Source organism: Treponema sp. (genome assembly GCF_017430385.1).
In the GTDB taxonomy this organism is placed as follows: Bacteria; Spirochaetota; Spirochaetia; order Treponematales; family Treponemataceae; genus Treponema_D.
On record NZ_JAFRNB010000079.1, the window covers coordinates 19,008 to 35,979 of the forward strand.

A 16,972-nucleotide genomic window follows, 5' to 3' on the forward strand; every position below is an offset into this window, starting at 1 on the left:
GGAAGAATGGAGCGCGGTTAGCGCGGAACTGCGGATAGCCCGGTCTTTCGCACGAAGTGCGAAAGGAGGCGCCCAACAGCTCACTGCTAACCGCTAACTCCTCACTCCTAATTTCTAATTCCGAATTATTTAATTGGCCCAGCTCATCATCTGGTCGTCGATTGGTTTTCCTGGGATTGCCATCGGGAGAATCATTTCGTCGATGTCAACGGCTGAGTCTACGATGCACGGCTTTTTGCTCTCGAATGCCTCTTTGAAGACTTTCTCGAACTCGGCGTTGTTCTGAGCCTTGTAGTAGCCTACCCCATAAGCGTCGGCGAGCTTCTGCCAGTCCGGACCGAAGTCGAGGGTTGTGTGGCTGTAGCGTTTGTCGTAGAAGAGCTTCTGCCATACGCGAACGTTGCCCAAAGTGCCGTTATTTACCAGAACGATTACGATTGGAAGATTGTAGCGCGCGATTGTGCAGAGTTCGTTGCAGTTCATGCGGAATGAGCCGTCACCTGCGATATGAACTACGCGGCCTTCCGGGTGAGCAACCTGGATTCCCATTGCGGCACCTGTTCCGAAGCCCATTGTTCCCAGGCCGCCTGATGTTACGAAACGGCGTGGCTTTGCGAACGGATAGAACTGAGCTGTCCACATCTGGTGCTGGCCGACTTCGGTTGTGATGTATGCGTCGTCGCCTGCGTATTTGTGAACTGTCTCAAGCATGAACTTTGGATTAATTGCGTTCGGCTTGACTTCTGAATAGCAGGCCGGAACAACCTTTTTCCATTCATCGACTTTTTTGAGCCAGTCTTTGTGCTCGCGTTTTTCGATGAGAGGAAGCAGGCGGGTAAGGATTGCCTTAACGTCGCCCACGAGCTGCTCCTGAGCCGGAATGTTCTTGTTGATTTCGGCAGGGTCGATGTCGATGTGAAGGACAGTTGCGTTTGCGGCGAAAACTTTCGGGTCGCCGATTACGCGGTCAGAAAAGCGTGAGCCAAGCGCCAGAACGAGGTCGCTTTCTGTGACTGCCATGTTGCTGGCGCGGGTTCCGTGCATACCGACCATCCATGTGCACAAGGGGTGGCTTGCCGGGAATACGTCGCGGCCCATAAGGCTTTCTGCAACCGGGATCTGTGCTTTTTCTGCGAATTCCAAAAGTTCCTTTTCGGCACCAGAGATTTTAACGCCGCCGCCTGCGTAGATTACAGGGCGTTCTGATTTATTGATGATTTCTGCGGCTTTTTTGATTTCTTCGTCTGTTGGAACCGCAACTTTTACGACTCGTGAGAAATTTGAGTTCTCAGAGACGAGAGATTCGAGGCCTGTGTCTCCTTTTTTGAGAGGCTCGAATTCACATTCTTTTGCTGTGACATCTTTTGGAATGTCGATGAGAACCGGGCCCGGGCGGCCTGATTTTGCGATGATGAATGCCTCACGGAAAGTTTTCGCCAAATCTTTTACATCTTTTACGATGAAATTGTGCTTGGTAATCGGAAGGGTTACGCCCGTGATATCGATTTCCTGGAAAGTGTCTTTTCCGAGCAAGGGAGTTCCTACATTGCAAGTGATTGCAACTACAGGAATTGAGTCCATGTAAGCGGTTGCGATACCTGTTACAAGGTTTGTAGCACCAGGACCAGAAGTTGCCATGCAGACACCGACCTTGCCTGTTGTGCGGGCATATCCGTCTGCGGCGTGAGCTGCGGCCTGCTCGTGAGCGGTCAAAATATGGTTGATTCTGTCCGAATTTTTATAAAGCGCGTCATAAATATTAAGGATGTTTCCGCCTGGATAACCGAAAACTGTATCTACGCCCTGCTCTACAAGGCATTCAATTACAATCTGTGAGCCGTTGATTTTCATAATTTCCCCAATGATTTTTTTGATTAAGGGTATTTTAGCGATTTTTGGGAGATGATTCAATGATAATTTTCTATAAGAAAATCCATTCGTTTTATAACAAAAGTTTGCTTTTCGGGATTCTCGCTTTACTTTAAAATCGGGCGGTTTTATTATATAAATCATCATGAAAAGTCTGCATCAGTTTCAAAAAAACTTGGAATTTCTTAGTTTTGCGCTCGCTGTTTTGTCATTTTTGTTCTCCGCCTGCTCCTCAACCAGCGGAAAATACAAGGAATATTGCCCCGCCCCCGAAGAAATCAAATCAAATGCGCTCAAAATTGAACCTTGCGAGTGGAAGGACATCGAAAATCCCTACGCGGACTTTGAATTCACCGAGAAAATTTCAGAAGAACAGCTTGAAAAAGACTTGGACATGCTCTGCTATCTTCTGAAAACAACTTATGCGGGTTACGAAAAGGCTTGCGAGCGTGGATTGGACTTGGAAATCCTCAAAGAAAATGTGAGAAATCATTTTGAAGGAAAAGAAATAGCAGTTGGGGAATTGTTTGAGGTTCTGAAAAACGAACTTTCAGGCAAAATTCAAGACACGCATTTTTCAATCAACCTCAATTACTGGGTCTGGCACTTCTGTGATGATTACATCGTCTATTGGTCGGACATTTTCGTGAAAAAATCGGGAAATTCTTTTGAAGTCTCAGAAGTCGGGGAAAATTCAGCAAAAATCGGAATCAAAGTCGGGTCAAAATATGAGGGCGACACGGAAAATCTCTTCAATTATTCAGCAAAAGGCGAGGAAATTTACAGAATCGGCGAAATCTCAAAGGCTCGGCTTCCTTCTTACTCTCAGATGTTCAAAAAGTCTGACGACAAAATCAACATTTTCCCCACGCAAGAAAAATCTCTCGCCGTTCCAATCGGCGGAAAAACGCACGAAATTCTTGTGAAGTCCGAAATTCCCATAGATTTGAGGCAAACTGTCCGTTACGGCGAAAAAGAAACCGAGGATTCCGCTTACATTTCGCTAAGCCATTTTATGCCGCCTGAGTATGATTCAGTTTACCGCAAAGGAACTGACAGGAATTTCGACAGATTTATGAAAGCAGGCTCGAAATTTCAGAACAAGAAAAACATAATCGTGGATTTGAGGAGCAACGGAGGAGGGTCGGATTCGTATGCGACAGTTTTTTTCACATTGCTTTATATGCCGGAGAGCGAAAAGCTAAGCGACAAAGAACTTGAACTAAACGCTTATGGGCTTTGGGAAAAAATACATAAAGATTCAGGACTGCCAATTTTTCCGGACATAATTTCCCCAGCTACGGTTCAAATTGAGATGATTCAATATGAAAAATTTTACAGGGGCACAGAAGAATACAAAATGGGGCTTGAATATTTTAAGGATTGGAATTCTGAGCAGAAAAAATCCCCGTGCAGAATAGTGTATGACAAAATGGCTCGGATAAACAAGAAATCTATTTCAAGCAAAGATACCATTGCCGTTCCTGAAAAATCTCGTTTTTCTGGCAAGCTGATTATAATTATTGACAGAAATTCAGCTTCAGCAACAGAGTCATTCGTTGCAAACGCAAAGAAAATTTTCGGGGCGAAGGCTATCATTTTAGGCGAAAATTCTTCGGGGTGTATTGAATACGGAAATGTTCACCCATACAGGCTTCCAGAGTCCAAAATAGAATTTTGCATTTCTGCCACAGAATTTAAAAATTATTACTCAACTTTCCAAAACTGGCACGGCGAAGGCTTCGGATTTTATCCTGATGTGTGGTCATGCGGCGCAGATTTGCTAGAAACGCTCGTCAATCTTACAGGCGACAACTCTCTCCGTGAAGAAATTTCGAACATTGAGTGGGCATTGCAGTAAGATTTTTGTATAATTCTTTCCATGCGGATTCTTTTTTATTCGACAAGTTCAAATCTCTATGACGACGAGGCAATCAAGACAATCACACTCCCCTCTTTCACAGAGCAATGGGATTTTCTTGCGGAAAATCACGGAGAGCATGAATTTTTGATTGCGAGCCAACTTCCCGCGATGTTTCTGGCTGACGTTTCGGGCAATAATATAGAAGATTCTAGGAAAGTGAAGCGGATTGGGCGGCTGCTAATAAAATCTGACAAAGAAAAAGAAATCGCAGAGGAGCTTGCGGAGTTGAAGCCAGATTTGGCGGTCGCGGCGAGTTTTTACGTCACGCCTTACGACTGGCTTACGATAAAGGATGCGATGGTCGCTGATTTTTTGCGCGAAAAAGGAATCAAAACGATTTGTCACTCGGTCGATACGGCGGTGATTTGCTTTGACAAGTGGCGCACCCATCTTTTTTTGGAGAAAATCGGCGTGAACGCTGCGCGGGCGGTCTACATGCATCACGAGCTTTGGATAAACGGTGGAAATAGGCGGGAATTGAAGAGCAATGTCTACCGCGATTCGGTTTTTCATGAAGTTAAGAAACTCCGCTTCCCAGTGATTATAAAAGACACGACGGGCTTGAGTTCCTTCGGCGCGGACGTGGTGAACGATTTTGATGAGGCGGTCGGAATCTTGAAGTCAAAAAAGACGACTTCGGATAGAATTATAGAAGAAATGATTGGTGGCGAACAGTTCGGCTGTGAAATCTACGGAACTTTTGATGAAAAAAGTGAATGCGGCGACTACACGATTTTTCCGCCGTTTAAATTCAGCGTGAACCAGTACGGAATCACAAGCCCCAAGCAGAGCGTAAAATTTGGTCCGATTGGATTGAACGAGGAAGAAGCCGAAAAGTACAAAATCGCCGACCTTAACGCAATGCTTTTGAAAGTGGCGGACGGTTTGCACCTTGACGGAATCGCGCAAGTAGATTTGGTCTTTGACGGCGAAAAATGGTTCGTGATTGAGATAAACCCCCGGCTTTCCGGCATGAGCACCACTTACGCCGCCAGCGCGGCTCTTCCTTTGAGCGAAGTAATCTTTGAGAATTTAATAAATTCCTCACAGAGCGCACAGAGTTCACAGAGGTTTTCGATAAATATAAAATTTCCGATTCTCGCGCGTGGGAAATTAAAAGAACTTAAGGCACTTCCATACGTCGCTTTTGTTAATCAGATTGAAAATCATGCGGCAAAGCAGATTCGGGAACAGGGGTACTGCGAGGTGATTTTGTGCGGGGAAACGCGGGAAATCTTGCGCGAGAATCTTCTGGACTTAAAAGAAAAATTCGCGGATTTTATTGAAGAAGGATTTTTCGACAAGGCTGAGGAAATGCTCAAGGAACTGGCGGGCTAAGGATTGTAGTGGCGGCGAAGCCGTTGCGAAGTGACGCAGAGAAGCGAAGGAACGCAGCAATGCAGCCGAAAGGCGGAACCACGGAAAGACTGGCCTGAGCGAATGCGAAGGCAGCCCCCTATAAAAAGTACCTTGTGATTCTTTTTATATTGCCATTATAGTAAAAGTCGTACATGAACCAGGATTCATATAATCTATGTTTGTGAAATTTATTGTAGTCTAATCTGTCTACATCAGTCTTATCCATTTTTTCGTAAATTTTACAATCATCGTCATTATAAATGTAAATCCATGAGTCTTTTCCAGAATGGTGGTAGCTTATATCAAGTTTTTTAAGAGTGCCATTTTTATTATAAGTATAATATGTTGAGGCTGAAGAATAGTAGTCAGAAGCTTTTTTCCTTTTTTCGTTCAGGTAAAGCCTTCCTTGGCTGTCATAGCGGTATAAATCCGAGCCTCCGTCTGCGTGTGCTACAAAAACAAGTTTTCCGTTCTCGTCATATTTGTAAGTGGTCTCAAAGATTTCTTCTGAGTCTCCTTCCCTGATTTTCTCCCTGAGCAGTTTTCCCTCTTCATCATATTCGTACCAGGCAGTGGAAGTTGTGGAGCTATCATAATCAAGAGCGTTTCCGTTCTCATCGAAAGCCATGTTTCCGCTTATTCTGATTTTTTTCAGAGTATTAATTTTTCTTCCATTGGAATCATAGTCGTAACGAATTTCATCCAGCGTGTCTTCAAAAGTTTCGCCCTTAGGTTTAAAATTATCGTCATAATTATAGAAGATTTGTGTTTTTTTTCCTTTTTCAAGCCTGAGGGCACCGTTTTTGTTATACTCAAAGCTTCTTTCTGATTTGATTGAAGTTTCTCTTTTATAAACACCGTCTTTACCATAATAATCAAGGAATTCTTTTCCGCTCTCAGACTCAATGCGTATCAGGCGGCCTTTTTCATCATAATATTTGTATTCATGAAATTTACCGTTTTCCAGAAACTCAAGTATCAGGTTTCCGTTTTCAGAATATTCCAGAACCTCACGATTTCCAGAAGCAAGCGCACGAAATCTCCGCTGTTCAAGCTGCTGCGCCTCCTTTTTTGCTTTTAATGAAGGCTCAATTTTTCCGGCATAGAAGACAGCAAGAAGGATAATCCAGAAAACAGCATCTATCAGAAACGATGCTTTTACGATTTTCAGCTTGTAAAAATTCTTAACAGCCTTAAGAAAACTGAATTCTGAAAGAATCGGAACAAGTTCTTTCGCCTTTACAGGAATTTCCGTTCCGCAGAACGCAAAGACTATTGTAAAATTCTCGTCAACTTCAGAAAGCTTGCACAAACGAAGCAAATCCTTGCGGGAAATCACAGAGTAAAAGTCATTGTAGTTTTTTGAACCGTAAGCCGCGCTCCGCTCGCTCAAAGTCACATTCACGCACGGAACTCTTTTTACATTTTCGGGCGTGTTGTCAAAAATCAGCGGCCGCATTTTTTTGTTGGTGGTGAAACTGTATTTGTTATTCAGCGTTTTTTTGTCCATCGAAAGGAAAAACTGCCGCTTGAATGTGAGGATTTGTTTTATTATTTCGGCAACGCCGCTTGCCGAGCAGTTGTGATTGATTGCATCTATTATTTCATTCATTTTGACGAGACCATCCAGACAATAAGAAATATGAGAGCCGTAATGTATACAGGAAATTTTATCCAGAAAAAGAGTTTCACGGCAAAAGAATAGTCGGCTTCCTCATTGAAATGCCAGTTTTTTACGGTGAAGTCACCGGCAATATCCGAAAGCGTTCGGGCATTTTCCGTAGTCTGCATGGAATCACGCAATTTCTGGATTTCCGCCATGTCGAACGCCTGAGAAGAAGGCTGTTTTTCGGAAAGCAAGTCGTCAGCAGGGTCGTAGTCTGCTTCGGCATCGGAATCAAAATCTTCATCTTCGGAAGATTCATCGGATTCTGTTGACTCGGCCTCTTCTGCCTGCGCGACTTCTTCCTGCTCGAAAACATCATCGTCCTCGGCCTCATCCTCGTCCGAGACATATTCGCTCAGTCTCAGGGCCGCGTTGTATGCCTCACGTATTTGCTGATAGAGTGAAGCATCCTTATCGGGAGGATTTTCCTTAAGTTTCTTTGCGAAAGCCCGCTTGATTTGAGTCTTATCATTTGTTGGTGCGATTTCAAGAATTTGCCAGGGATTCATTACCAGATATCATCCTCTTCTATTGAATCGAAGAATTCCTTGAGTTTTTCGGCCATTTCCCTGATTTGAACAGGCTTCTGCGAGCCAAGAACACTCTCGAACTGGCTCACAAGTAAGGAAACTTTTTCGCGCACATCGCCGATTGTCTCCTCGTAAAGCCTCATTCCGCGTTCCAGAAGCGCACGGTTCTCCTCTTCTTCCCACGGAAGGATTTTAAGCTCGTTCATCTTTTCCTGAGCATCTTTGATTTCTTCTTCGGTCATGTCGGAGCCGGCCTGATTTATGAGCATTTTTTTGACAAAATTTGTCGAGACGACCGTTACCTCAACTTCAAGAAGTCCGTTAATGTCGTAGGTGAAGCGGACATCCACGGCCTCATGCTCCCGGAAATTCTCAGGAACAGCGACCTCAAGATTTCCGAGATTTACATTTTCCTCCGGGTTCAAGGACTCGCCCTGAAAGACTCCGATATTCACGCTGGTCTGGCTAAGGCTTGCTGTCCAAAACCGTCTTACAATGCTGACAGGAACAGGCGTGTTACGCTCAATCAAAGGAACGCAGATAAGGAGAGGATTTGACTTTAAGGAATTTCCATCAGGAACAAGAGAGTCCGTACTGAGTGTGAACGGGCAGATATCCGTAAGGAGAGTTTCCTTAAGCTCGGAATTATGCTCCTTGAGAGCCGCAAGAACGGCCGCCCCAAGCGCAACAGTCTCATCAGGGTTGTAGCTCGTAATAACCCGCTCGCCGAACACGGACTGCGCGAATTCAGTCACGACATTCATTCGAGTCGCACCGCCCATCAAAATGACGGCATCAATTTCTTTAGATTTTAGCCCCGCATCGGAAAGAGCGTTTTTAATCGGCTTTTTTAGCCTTTCAAGCAAGTCCGAAACAATTTCCTTAAAAATTGCCGGTGTCAGAAGAGCCGTGTGCATTTTTTCCCCGACAGAAACAGAAATGTTCGCGTCATGCGGAGAAAGGCGGTCACAGACAGAAAATTTTGCAATCTCAGAGGCTTTGTTAAGGGCAGCGTTTTCTTCGGCAGAAAGAGGATTTTTAATTCCGTTCACGATCAGGAACCATGCCGCAATCGCGTGAGTAAAATCCTCGCCGCCAAGATGATTGTCGCCGCTCACGGCCTTTACATCGATTACACCCTCAAAAAATTCAAGGACTGAGACATCGAAAGTTCCTCCGCCCAAGTCAAGCACAAGGGCGTTGTTCATGTCGGGCTTTTCGTTGATTCCGTAGCAAAGTGCGGCCGCCGTAGGCTCACTGACAAGCCGCTCGACATTAAGGCCGGCAAGACGCCCCGCCTCTTTGGTCGCTTTTCTCTGATGCTGGTTGAAATATGCAGGAACGCTGATTACGGCCTCGGTGACGCTCTCGCCAAGAAACTGCTCGGCATCCCGTTTGAGGTTTGAAAGGATAAGGCTTGATAATTCGATTGAAGTGAAGTTTTTGTCTTTGAGCTGATAATAGAATTTCTGCCCCATCGTGCGCTTGAAGCAGGTCGCAGTATCTTTTGGATTGGTTATGAAACGCTCTTTTGCAGCCTGCCCCACCAGAACCGTTCCGTCATCAGAAATTGAGACTGCGGAAGGAGTGAGTGACTTTCCGAGCGCGTTCGGTATTATCCTTGCAACTCCGTCTTTCCAGATTGCCGCCAAAGAATTCGTCGTTCCCAAATCAATGCCAATTACTGCCATTTTTTACATCCTGTAATGTAGTTTTTTAATTCATTTTTATGTTCTCAAAAGCTTCCTGTAAAATCAACGCGCGAAGATAATCCGTTTTGAGATTTTTGTTCTCCGAGATATCGGTAGGGAAATTGAATTTGCGGCTTTTTAGCACAAACTCAAGGTGGCCGTTCTGAACTCTGTACAAAAGCGCGCAAAGCTCCCGGTCCTCGATTCCGCTGAAGAAACCAAGATTTTTTCCCCATTTTATGTCAGAGATTATTTCAATTGCCTCACGCATATCAATCAGCGAGGCGAATTTTACTTTTGAATATGAGCGCAAAATGCGGTTGCGAAGCTCGGTCTGTCTTGTACGAAGGACGACATTCCGCTCACGACGCTCGTTCTCAGCAAGATATTTTACAGCGGAAACAAGGCCTGCAATCTGGTCAAGCTCGCTTCCATTCCCGGCGACTTTCGTTGAAACCTGATAATAAAATCCAAGAGAAGAAGAAGGAAGGTTGCCAGCCCCAAAAACATCGCTGATTACGATTTCCTTTGAATTGAAAGAAGCGAACAAATCAAGGATTTTGCCCGAAAAAGAAAGGCTCGGAAGGTGCACCCGGCAACTCACCTTCATTCCGCTGCCACTGTCGGCGATGTTCGATGTGAGATAGCCCATCTCGTAATCCGCTGCGAACTGGAGAGTGTTCTGAAGCTCATCGTCCAGCCGCGCGACAAGATTGAAAGCACCGTTTCCGTCAAGCCCCGGCACGAAAGCCGAAAGACGGATATGGTCACGGGAATTTACCTCGCATGAAACTTTTCCGTCCGTACGCACGACGATTGCCCGTCCGGCATCTTTTGAGGAAGAAGAATCCAGAACGCCCCGCTCCTCAAGAATCTGCGCGCCCAAAGAGTCAAGCTCGCTCGTCACGACCCCCTGATACTTGTCAGGCTCCTCACAATGGGAGAAAGAATCGAACACCAAAGTCTGGACACGGACAGCATCATCGTCCTTGAATTTGTAAGGGAAAGGAAAATTCGCTAAATTTCTGGCAAAACGAACGCGGGTCGAAAGAACGACATCATTCTCTGGGCCGTCAAAGGCATACCATGCGTCGCTAGAGATATTTGTCTGCTCGCTCATCAGTCTTCCCCGCCAGAGACAGGAGATTTTTCGAGAGCTTTGAGATAATCACGGTAAACAGCGGCCTTCTCGTAATCCTCACGCTTCAAAGATTCTTCCAGTTTGCCTTGAATCACGATGCGGTCAGTGAGGACGGAGCGGAAATTTTTGAGTCGTTTTGGCAAAGTGCCCTTGTAAGGCGGCAGGACACCGATTTTTTTGAAAACATCGTTCACTTCATTCCTGAAAATCGAATAGCACTCAGGGCAGCCGGCCTTACGGGTCATGGTGATTTCCTTAACGCTGATGCCGCACACCGGGCAGAGACGGTCATCTTCTTTTTTGACCTGAGCCTTAGCCCGCCCCAAAAGAGAATCAAAAAGCATGGCAAGCGATCGCCCGATAGTCTTGGAATCAGGAGAAACGCCATGAATCTTTGCGCACTCGAAGCACAGGTTGAGTTTTCGTTTTGTATTTGCATTAGTCTGCTCTATAAAAAGAACAGCCTCGTTTTCACCGCATAAATCGCAAACCATAAGAAAATTATAGCACAAAAGCAGGGATTTGTCATGTTTTGGAACGCAGGTTTTGAAATATGATGGATAAAGTGAGGGGGGAAGTCTCCCCTAGGGAGCCGGTCGCCGTAGGCGAAGAAACTCACGAGGTGAGTTTCTAGGCGAGTCTCGGTGAAGGCTATGCCTGAACCGTGCGTCGCTACCCTCTCTCCTGGGGCTGTCGCCCCAAGCCCCAAATGCTTCTGCGAGTTTTGCAACTCAAAACTCGTGTTTGGAAACTTCCGCCGTGAATTTAAATGACAAATCGCTAAAGGTAATTTATAATGCAAGTGCATACAAGGAAGAGAAAGACGATAAAGTTCGGGCATTTCTCCGCTTTATCCAAACGAACGAGCCAGGCCAAGATGATTTCTCAAACCGACTTTCCGCCCTGGTTGAGAAAATCAAAGACAACGATAAGTTCAGGAGGGATTACGCCGCTATGAATTTACACGACAGAGATATAACTAGAGCCGCAAAAAGAGAAGGTGTTTTGCAAGGTGCAGGCAAAGCAAAACTTGAAGTGGCTGAAAATCTTTTAAAAATGAGACTCCTTAATTCAGAGCAGATTGCTCAAAGCGTTGGAATTTCGCTTGAAAAAGTTAAAGAACTACAAAGCCAGCTAAAATGAGAAATCATAGCAAGGGCGTTCGCGGAACTGGGCTAAATTTTCATTAATGTTTCAATCGGCTTTTCTTTGCCGGCCTTGATTGCGGGTATCACGCTAACCAAAAGGGAAAGCACAATCGTGCCAACGGCAATCAGAACGACCTGCGGAACTGGAATCACCAGCGGAATGTTCTGCAAATAAAACTGCGGGTCAAGCAGATGCACATCCGTAAAAGCCGAAAGATTTCCTTCGCTGATTACGCACATAAGTTTTGCGAAAAGGTTCACGACCTTCTCAATCGCGCTCATAATCGGGCTGAAATTCACGGATGCAATAAGTCCGAGAGGAAGGCCGAAAAGCACCCCGAAGAATCCTGTTACGGCTCCTGTGATTATGAACGAGAGTGCTATTCCGTTCGCGCTTCCGCCCAGACTCTTCAAAATCGCGATTTCCTTACGCCGCTCCATGACCAGCATGACAAGCGCGCTGGAAATGTTCACCGAGGCGACAAGCACAATCAGCATCATTATGAAAATCAGCATAATCTGGGTTGAGGCAAAATTTTCGTACTGTGCAGAATTCAAGTCATTCCAGCGGTAAAGTTTTCCGGCCGAAGCCAGGAAAGGCTTTAGCGAGCGGTAAGTTTTTTCAAGGTTCATCGAGAAAGCGTCATCGGTCTCAATTCCAAGATGCGGGGTCGAAGAAGCCTGAGAAAGCAATTTGAATCCGTTTTCAAGCGAGATAAAAAGCCAGAGAGAATCAAGCTCCTGATAGCCAGATGACACGATTCCGCTCACCTTAAGAGAAGTGATTTTCGGCATTGTCTTCCCTGCAGCATTTTCTTTGGTTGTAATCAGGCGGACTGTGTTCCCGGCCTTTACGCCCAAATCCTCGGCAAGTTTTTTTCCGAGAACGCATGAATTTTTTGAAGCGATGTCGGTCGTGCCGTCAATCACCTCAAAAAGATTTTTGAAAGCAGGATTCGTCTCAAAAACACCGCTTTCCATAGCCCGGATTGAAGCTCCGAAACGGCCTTTTGTCGAGGAAGCCAATCCGATTCCCTGCAACTCCGGGTAAACTTCCTTTACAGAAGAATCGTACATCTTTATGATTGAGCTGATTTCACGCATTTTATCGACATTCTCAGCGAATTCTGAATTCGGATAAAGCACCAGCTGCAGATGAGAGCTTGAAAGCCCTATCATGCGGTCAGTGATTCCCTTAATCATGCCGTTCGACACCGTAAGAACCATAATCAGCGGCACGAGGCTTATTCCGATGCAGACCAATGCACCGAAAAGGCTCCTGCGTGCATTGGATTTTTTGCCTGTCCGCGGGAACAAAAGCCTTGACGCAAAAAGAATTGAAGAAGAAATTGTCATACAAGCCCCTTCAAATCAACTTCTTCGAGACGGCCTTTTTTGATTGAATAGCACAGGTCGCCTTTTTTCGCAAGGTTCATGTCATGCGTGACGAGAAGGAGCGTTTTTTTGTATTTGTCAACGACTGAAAAAAGAAGGTCGCCAATCATCTTTGCATTCTCCGGGTCAAGGTTTCCTGTAGGCTCATCGGCAAGAATCAGGTCAGGGTCGTTCATCAGGGCGCGCGCCACGGCAACCCTCTGCCTTTCTCCGCCAGAAAGCTGGCTCGGAAGATGATCGATTCTGTTCTCAAGTCCGACATCCCGCAGAAGCTGCCTTGCCTTTTCTGCAGCCTCTTTTTTTGGAACGCCCGCCATTATCGACGGCAAGAAAGCATTCTCCAGCGCGGTAAAATCCTTGAGAAGATAGTGAAACTGAAAAATAAGGCCGAGGAAGTGACTTCTGTACTCGGAAAGTTTCGCAGCCTCAAGATTCGTAAGCTCGTAGTCGCCGCACCTCACGCTTCCTTTTGTGGGATTATCAAGCCCGCCTATAATATTAAGGAAAGTGCTTTTTCCGCTTCCACTCTCGCCTACAATCGTGATTTTTTTGCCCTTCTCAATCTCAAGATTTAAGTCCCTGAGAATCGTAAGGGTCTCGCTCTCTGTCTTATATGTCTTTTCAAGCGATTTTACGCTCACAACAATGTCACTCATCTCTCATCACCTCAACTACAGTCATTTTTAAAACGCCACGGCTTGCCATAAACGAAGCAAGCAATGAAGAACAGATTCCGAACAGGGCAATCATAACGACCTCGCCGGAAAAGATTTTCGGAGGAATGCTCGCATAAAGCATGAACATCGGATTCTCGCGAACGAAATCTCCGTTCGCAGGATTAAGCACCATAACGGCAAACATGGAAGCGTAGTACGAAAGTTTTGAGAGAAGCATGAAAACGCTGTCCATATTAATAGAAAGAAAAAGACCAAGAATCACGCCCGGAACCGAGCCGAAAAATCCGGTCAGAAATCCCTGCATCACAAAAATTGACTGGATTGAAGAAGGCCTGCCTCCGAATGCCGTGAGCACGCTGATTTCCTCACGCCTTTCATAGACCATTCGCCTCATTCCGTTGAAGATGTTGATTGCGACTACCACGAAAATCAAAAAGACCAGAACCATCAGCATGTTCTTTTCGACCCTCAATGCCCCGAAAAACGAGCGGTTGTAGTTTTTCCAGGAATCTGCCCTGAGCGAAGGGAATTTTGCCGTAATCCGGGAGATTTCCCGCGAATCGCTCTCCGTGTCAAAAAGTTTGATTCCGTACACGACTTTTGAGCCTGTGCCGAAATATTTTTTGCCGTCATCGATGTTTATGAACGCGAATGTTGAATTTATGTCGCCGTAGCCAGTGTAAAAAATTCCGGTTACATTGAAAACGCGGTCAGTTGAGAACAAATCTACATCATTGCCACCGGAAAGAGCATAAAGATTGAGAGTCGTGCCGACCCTTGCCCCTGTGCTTCGAGCAAGATCCGAGCCGATGACGATGTTCCCAGGCTCCGAAAGATCGAATTTTCCTGCGATTACAGAAACCTGCTTTTTAAAGCCCTCGTCCTTCTCCATGATTTCAGGCTGGACGGCCTTTATCATCGCGGCGGCTTCCCTTCCAGACGGACCTGTGACAAGACTCTGAGCCTCATAAAAAGGCGTGAATGATTTGATAAGTTTTTCAGAAGAACAGAATTCCTCGAACTGAGCCGCATTTTCATCAGTGACATTTTCCGTGCGGATATGATATGAACTCACTTCCATTATTACATCGATAAAACTGTGCTGGAATCCGTTCATGACGCTGACAACCGTAATCAAAGTCATAACGCCGAAGCAGATTCCAAGCGATGAGAGCGTACTTGTGACAGCAGAACTGCCTTTTCTGTCAACCTTTGCAAAACGCCTCGAAACAAAAAAAATCCACGGAAGCGCGGACTTTTTGAGCGCATCCTTAATATTCAAAATTTCTTCTCCTCTTCTCCACATCATTCATATAAATAATCTCCGTTTTCTTGATTCCGTTCTCATAAATGACTTCAACAGAAAATCCGCCGTCAAAATACAGCTTTTCGGAATAAGAATCAGCAGACTTGTATTTACGCAAAAGATGAAGCTCCCCGTTCTCATAATATTTCAGGTCAGGCTTCATAAGGCCGCCATCGCGCACGGAAGAATAATCGTATTCATTACGCATTTTCCGCTCTTCCACGATACGCCTTCCGAAAGAATTCTTTTTATAAGACCATAAGGTAAATTCTTCCACAGTCAGACGGCCTTCTGAATCATACTGTTTTGAAGTGTTTTTGTCATTTAGCAGGACCATTTCTTTGGGAGAATCTGAATTTTTTTTGTTTTTTGAGGATTTTTCTTCCTTTTCCTCATAATGTCCCTCAATTTTAAGGACATTTCTTCCATTTTCGTCAAAATGATTCTCAATCCGCTTTTTTTCCGAAATCAGATCCTCAATGGATTTTTCAGGAACAGTCGAATCACCGAGATAGCCGTAATCAATGATTTTTTCAGCGGTCATTTTCCGAGCCTGAGAAGCTGTCCTGAAAACCTCATTTTTCACGAGGCGGAACAGGGAATCAAAATGTTTCCGTATGAGCTTGCTTCCATAGAAATTCACCAGTACGGTATTCTCACCTTCATTCCATGCGGAAAATTGCTCGCCGTCATAAGAAAAACGCCTGAGCGAGCCGTCATTTTTAATATAAGAAAATTCCTGCGGCAAATTATCCTCAATTTTTGAATCCTCAAGGCCTTCAATTCCACGGTCATCACTTCCCTCAAGCATCTCAAGGATTTTAGAGCCGTCGTTCAAATCAACGATTTCGCTTTCTGTACCTGAACTTGGTGAAAGTCCACGGATTATCAAATCAATCCAGTCAGCTTCAAGGACAAAATTTTCATTTTCACTGGGAAATTCTGGCGAAGAAGCAACATACAAATCTTCAGGACAGAAAGTTGACTCAAGGATTCCGACCTTTTCGGGATTATAATATTCCAAAAGATAGACAGGATTTTCTCCAGGACCAGGAATCGTGTGCCGCAACAAAATATTCGTTCCACCCCTGGATATTTCAGAAAGAGCTGCCGCCTCAGGAATTGAAGAAAGTCCTGTTATGTTGTACCGCGTGACCTCAAAACAAACATCTCGGATATAGGAAAGCGCATTCTTCTCCCCCAAAGACAACTCCCCCGCAAACAAAGGACTAAATCCAAAGCAAAACGAGAGGCATCCAAGAAAAAACTTCAGATGAAAAATTTTCATTCACTTTCCCAAACAACTTTCAATTTTCAATTTTCGACTTTCAACTTTCAACTTTCAACTTTCAATTTTCAGTTTTCAATTTTTAGTTTTCGTTTTCAGTTTCCCAAAAATTCTTCGACATATTTTTCAGGCTCAAACGGCTGGATGTTCTCGTATTTTTCGCCTGTGCATACAAAAAGGACAGGAATTCCGAGTTGCTTTCCGATTGTGAACACGCATCCGCCGCGCGCAGTCGAATCATATTTTGTGATTACGATTGCATCCACGCCAACGCTTTCCGAGAAAACTTCCGCCTGTCTGAGAGCATTCTGGCCGGTTGTTCCGTCAATAACGAGGATTTTCTTGAAACAGCCCTCGTCGGCTTTCTGGGCGGCAATCCTGTCAATTTTCTGAAGCTCGCGCACGAGATTCTCCTTGTTGTGGAGACGGCCGGCCGTATCAGCAATAATAACTCCGCCACCATTTGCCCGGCAGCTTTCCGCGGCATCAAAAACAACCGCACTTGGATCACTTCCATGCTGATGCGCAATCACTCGGATTCCAAGCCGCTCACCGTGCATTTCAAGCTGTTCTTCCGCAGCCGCCCTGAATGTGTCGCTTGCCGCCATGATGACTTTCTCGCCCCTTTCCTTGTAGAGCTTGGCAATTTTTGCGGCCGTCGTTGTCTTTCCGACACCGTTCACGCCGAGCATCATATAAACATTGACTTTTCCCGGCTCCGGGGTAAATTCACAGGCTTTTATATAAGAAGAAAGCATTGATTTCAGCTCACTTTTGATTGCATCTTCGTCCGAAATCTTTTTTTCACGGCAGATTTTTTCAAGTTCTTCAGTAATCTCATAAGCAAGTTTTGCGCCCATGTCCCCCTCGACAAGAGCGTCCGTCAAATCATCAAAGAATTCCTCATCGATTTTTTTTGAGCTGAAAAGATTTTTGAATTTCTGTGCGAATGAAAGTTTTGCCATAATTTCCCCACTT

General features: G+C 45.1%; 14 protein-coding genes. 3 read left to right on the top strand and 11 right to left on the bottom strand.

From position 1 onward, the window contains the following. Nucleotides 1-129: 129 nt before the first annotated feature. Nucleotides 130-1,851, bottom strand: a complete 1,722-nt coding sequence (gene ilvB, locus IJJ71_RS05320) for a biosynthetic-type acetolactate synthase large subunit (protein ID WP_296845765.1) — start codon at nt 1,849-1,851, stop codon at nt 130-132. A gap of 163 nt (nt 1,852-2,014) precedes the next feature. Between ilvB and IJJ71_RS05325 the strand changes: the two genes are divergently transcribed. Further along, the gene (locus IJJ71_RS05325) at nt 2,015-3,730 is read left to right on the top strand and encodes a S41 family peptidase (protein WP_296845767.1); all 1,716 of its coding nucleotides are present in this window, start codon (nt 2,015-2,017) and stop codon (nt 3,728-3,730) included. Nucleotides 3,731-3,751: 21 nt separating this feature from the next. Next, complete coding sequence (locus IJJ71_RS05330) at nt 3,752-5,131, top strand: ATP-grasp domain-containing protein (protein ID WP_296845769.1); 1,380 nt, start codon at nt 3,752-3,754, stop codon at nt 5,129-5,131. A gap of 118 nt (nt 5,132-5,249) precedes the next feature. Here the strand turns inward: IJJ71_RS05330 and IJJ71_RS05335 are convergent, their stop codons facing one another. From IJJ71_RS05335 to IJJ71_RS05355, 5 genes are read right to left on the bottom strand one after another with little or no spacing between them, the layout of a single operon-like run. Next, nucleotides 5,250-6,764 carry an RHS repeat domain-containing protein gene (locus tag IJJ71_RS05335; protein WP_296845770.1) on the bottom strand — a complete coding sequence of 505 codons (1,515 nt, stop codon included), beginning with the start codon at nt 6,762-6,764 and terminating at the stop codon, nt 5,250-5,252. Further along, nucleotides 6,761-7,327, bottom strand: coding sequence for a J domain-containing protein (locus tag IJJ71_RS05340; protein WP_296845771.1), 567 nt, complete (start codon nt 7,325-7,327; stop codon nt 6,761-6,763). Before IJJ71_RS05340 ends, IJJ71_RS05335 begins: the two co-directional genes overlap by 4 nt. After that, nucleotides 7,327-9,039, bottom strand: coding sequence for an Hsp70 family protein (locus IJJ71_RS05345; protein WP_296845773.1), 1,713 nt, complete (start codon nt 9,037-9,039; stop codon nt 7,327-7,329). The genes IJJ71_RS05340 and IJJ71_RS05345 overlap by 1 nt, the downstream gene beginning before the upstream one ends. 25 nt (nt 9,040-9,064) lie before the next feature. Then, on the bottom strand, nt 9,065-10,159 hold the full coding sequence (locus tag IJJ71_RS05350) for a hypothetical protein (protein WP_296845774.1): 1,095 nt from the start codon (nt 10,157-10,159) through the stop codon (nt 9,065-9,067). Further along, nucleotides 10,159-10,674 (bottom strand): UvrB/UvrC motif-containing protein, encoded by a 516-nt coding sequence (locus IJJ71_RS05355; RefSeq protein ID WP_296845776.1) that lies wholly within the window; start codon nt 10,672-10,674, stop codon nt 10,159-10,161. The genes IJJ71_RS05350 and IJJ71_RS05355 overlap by 1 nt, the downstream gene beginning before the upstream one ends. A gap of 265 nt (nt 10,675-10,939) precedes the next feature. Here IJJ71_RS05355 and IJJ71_RS05360 point away from each other — a divergent pair, with 265 nt between their 5' ends. Beyond that, a complete protein-coding gene (locus IJJ71_RS05360; protein WP_296845778.1) occupies nt 10,940-11,323 on the top strand; it encodes a hypothetical protein in 384 nt (127 codons plus the stop codon). A gap of 32 nt (nt 11,324-11,355) precedes the next feature. Here IJJ71_RS05360 and IJJ71_RS05365 read toward each other — a convergent pair whose 3' ends face one another. The 5 genes from IJJ71_RS05365 to ftsY form a co-directional block, all read right to left on the bottom strand. After that, nucleotides 11,356-12,684 carry an FtsX-like permease family protein gene (locus IJJ71_RS05365; protein WP_296845780.1) on the bottom strand — a complete coding sequence of 443 codons (1,329 nt, stop codon included), beginning with the start codon at nt 12,682-12,684 and terminating at the stop codon, nt 11,356-11,358. Next, the gene (locus IJJ71_RS05370) at nt 12,681-13,379 is read right to left on the bottom strand and encodes an ABC transporter ATP-binding protein (RefSeq protein ID WP_296845781.1); all 699 of its coding nucleotides are present in this window, start codon (nt 13,377-13,379) and stop codon (nt 12,681-12,683) included. The genes IJJ71_RS05365 and IJJ71_RS05370 overlap by 4 nt, the downstream gene beginning before the upstream one ends. Continuing rightward, nucleotides 13,372-14,682: an ABC transporter permease gene (locus IJJ71_RS05375; protein WP_296845782.1), complete on the bottom strand. Its 1,311-nt coding sequence runs from the start codon at nt 14,680-14,682 to the stop codon at nt 13,372-13,374. The genes IJJ71_RS05370 and IJJ71_RS05375 overlap by 8 nt, the downstream gene beginning before the upstream one ends. Continuing rightward, nucleotides 14,672-15,910: a hypothetical protein gene (locus IJJ71_RS05380; RefSeq protein WP_296845783.1), complete on the bottom strand. Its 1,239-nt coding sequence runs from the start codon at nt 15,908-15,910 to the stop codon at nt 14,672-14,674. The genes IJJ71_RS05375 and IJJ71_RS05380 overlap by 11 nt, the downstream gene beginning before the upstream one ends. Before the next feature lie 179 nt (nt 15,911-16,089). Continuing rightward, a complete protein-coding gene (gene ftsY, locus IJJ71_RS05385) occupies nt 16,090-16,959 on the bottom strand; it encodes a signal recognition particle-docking protein FtsY (protein ID WP_296845784.1) in 870 nt (289 codons plus the stop codon). Nucleotides 16,960-16,972 lie beyond the last annotated feature (13 nt).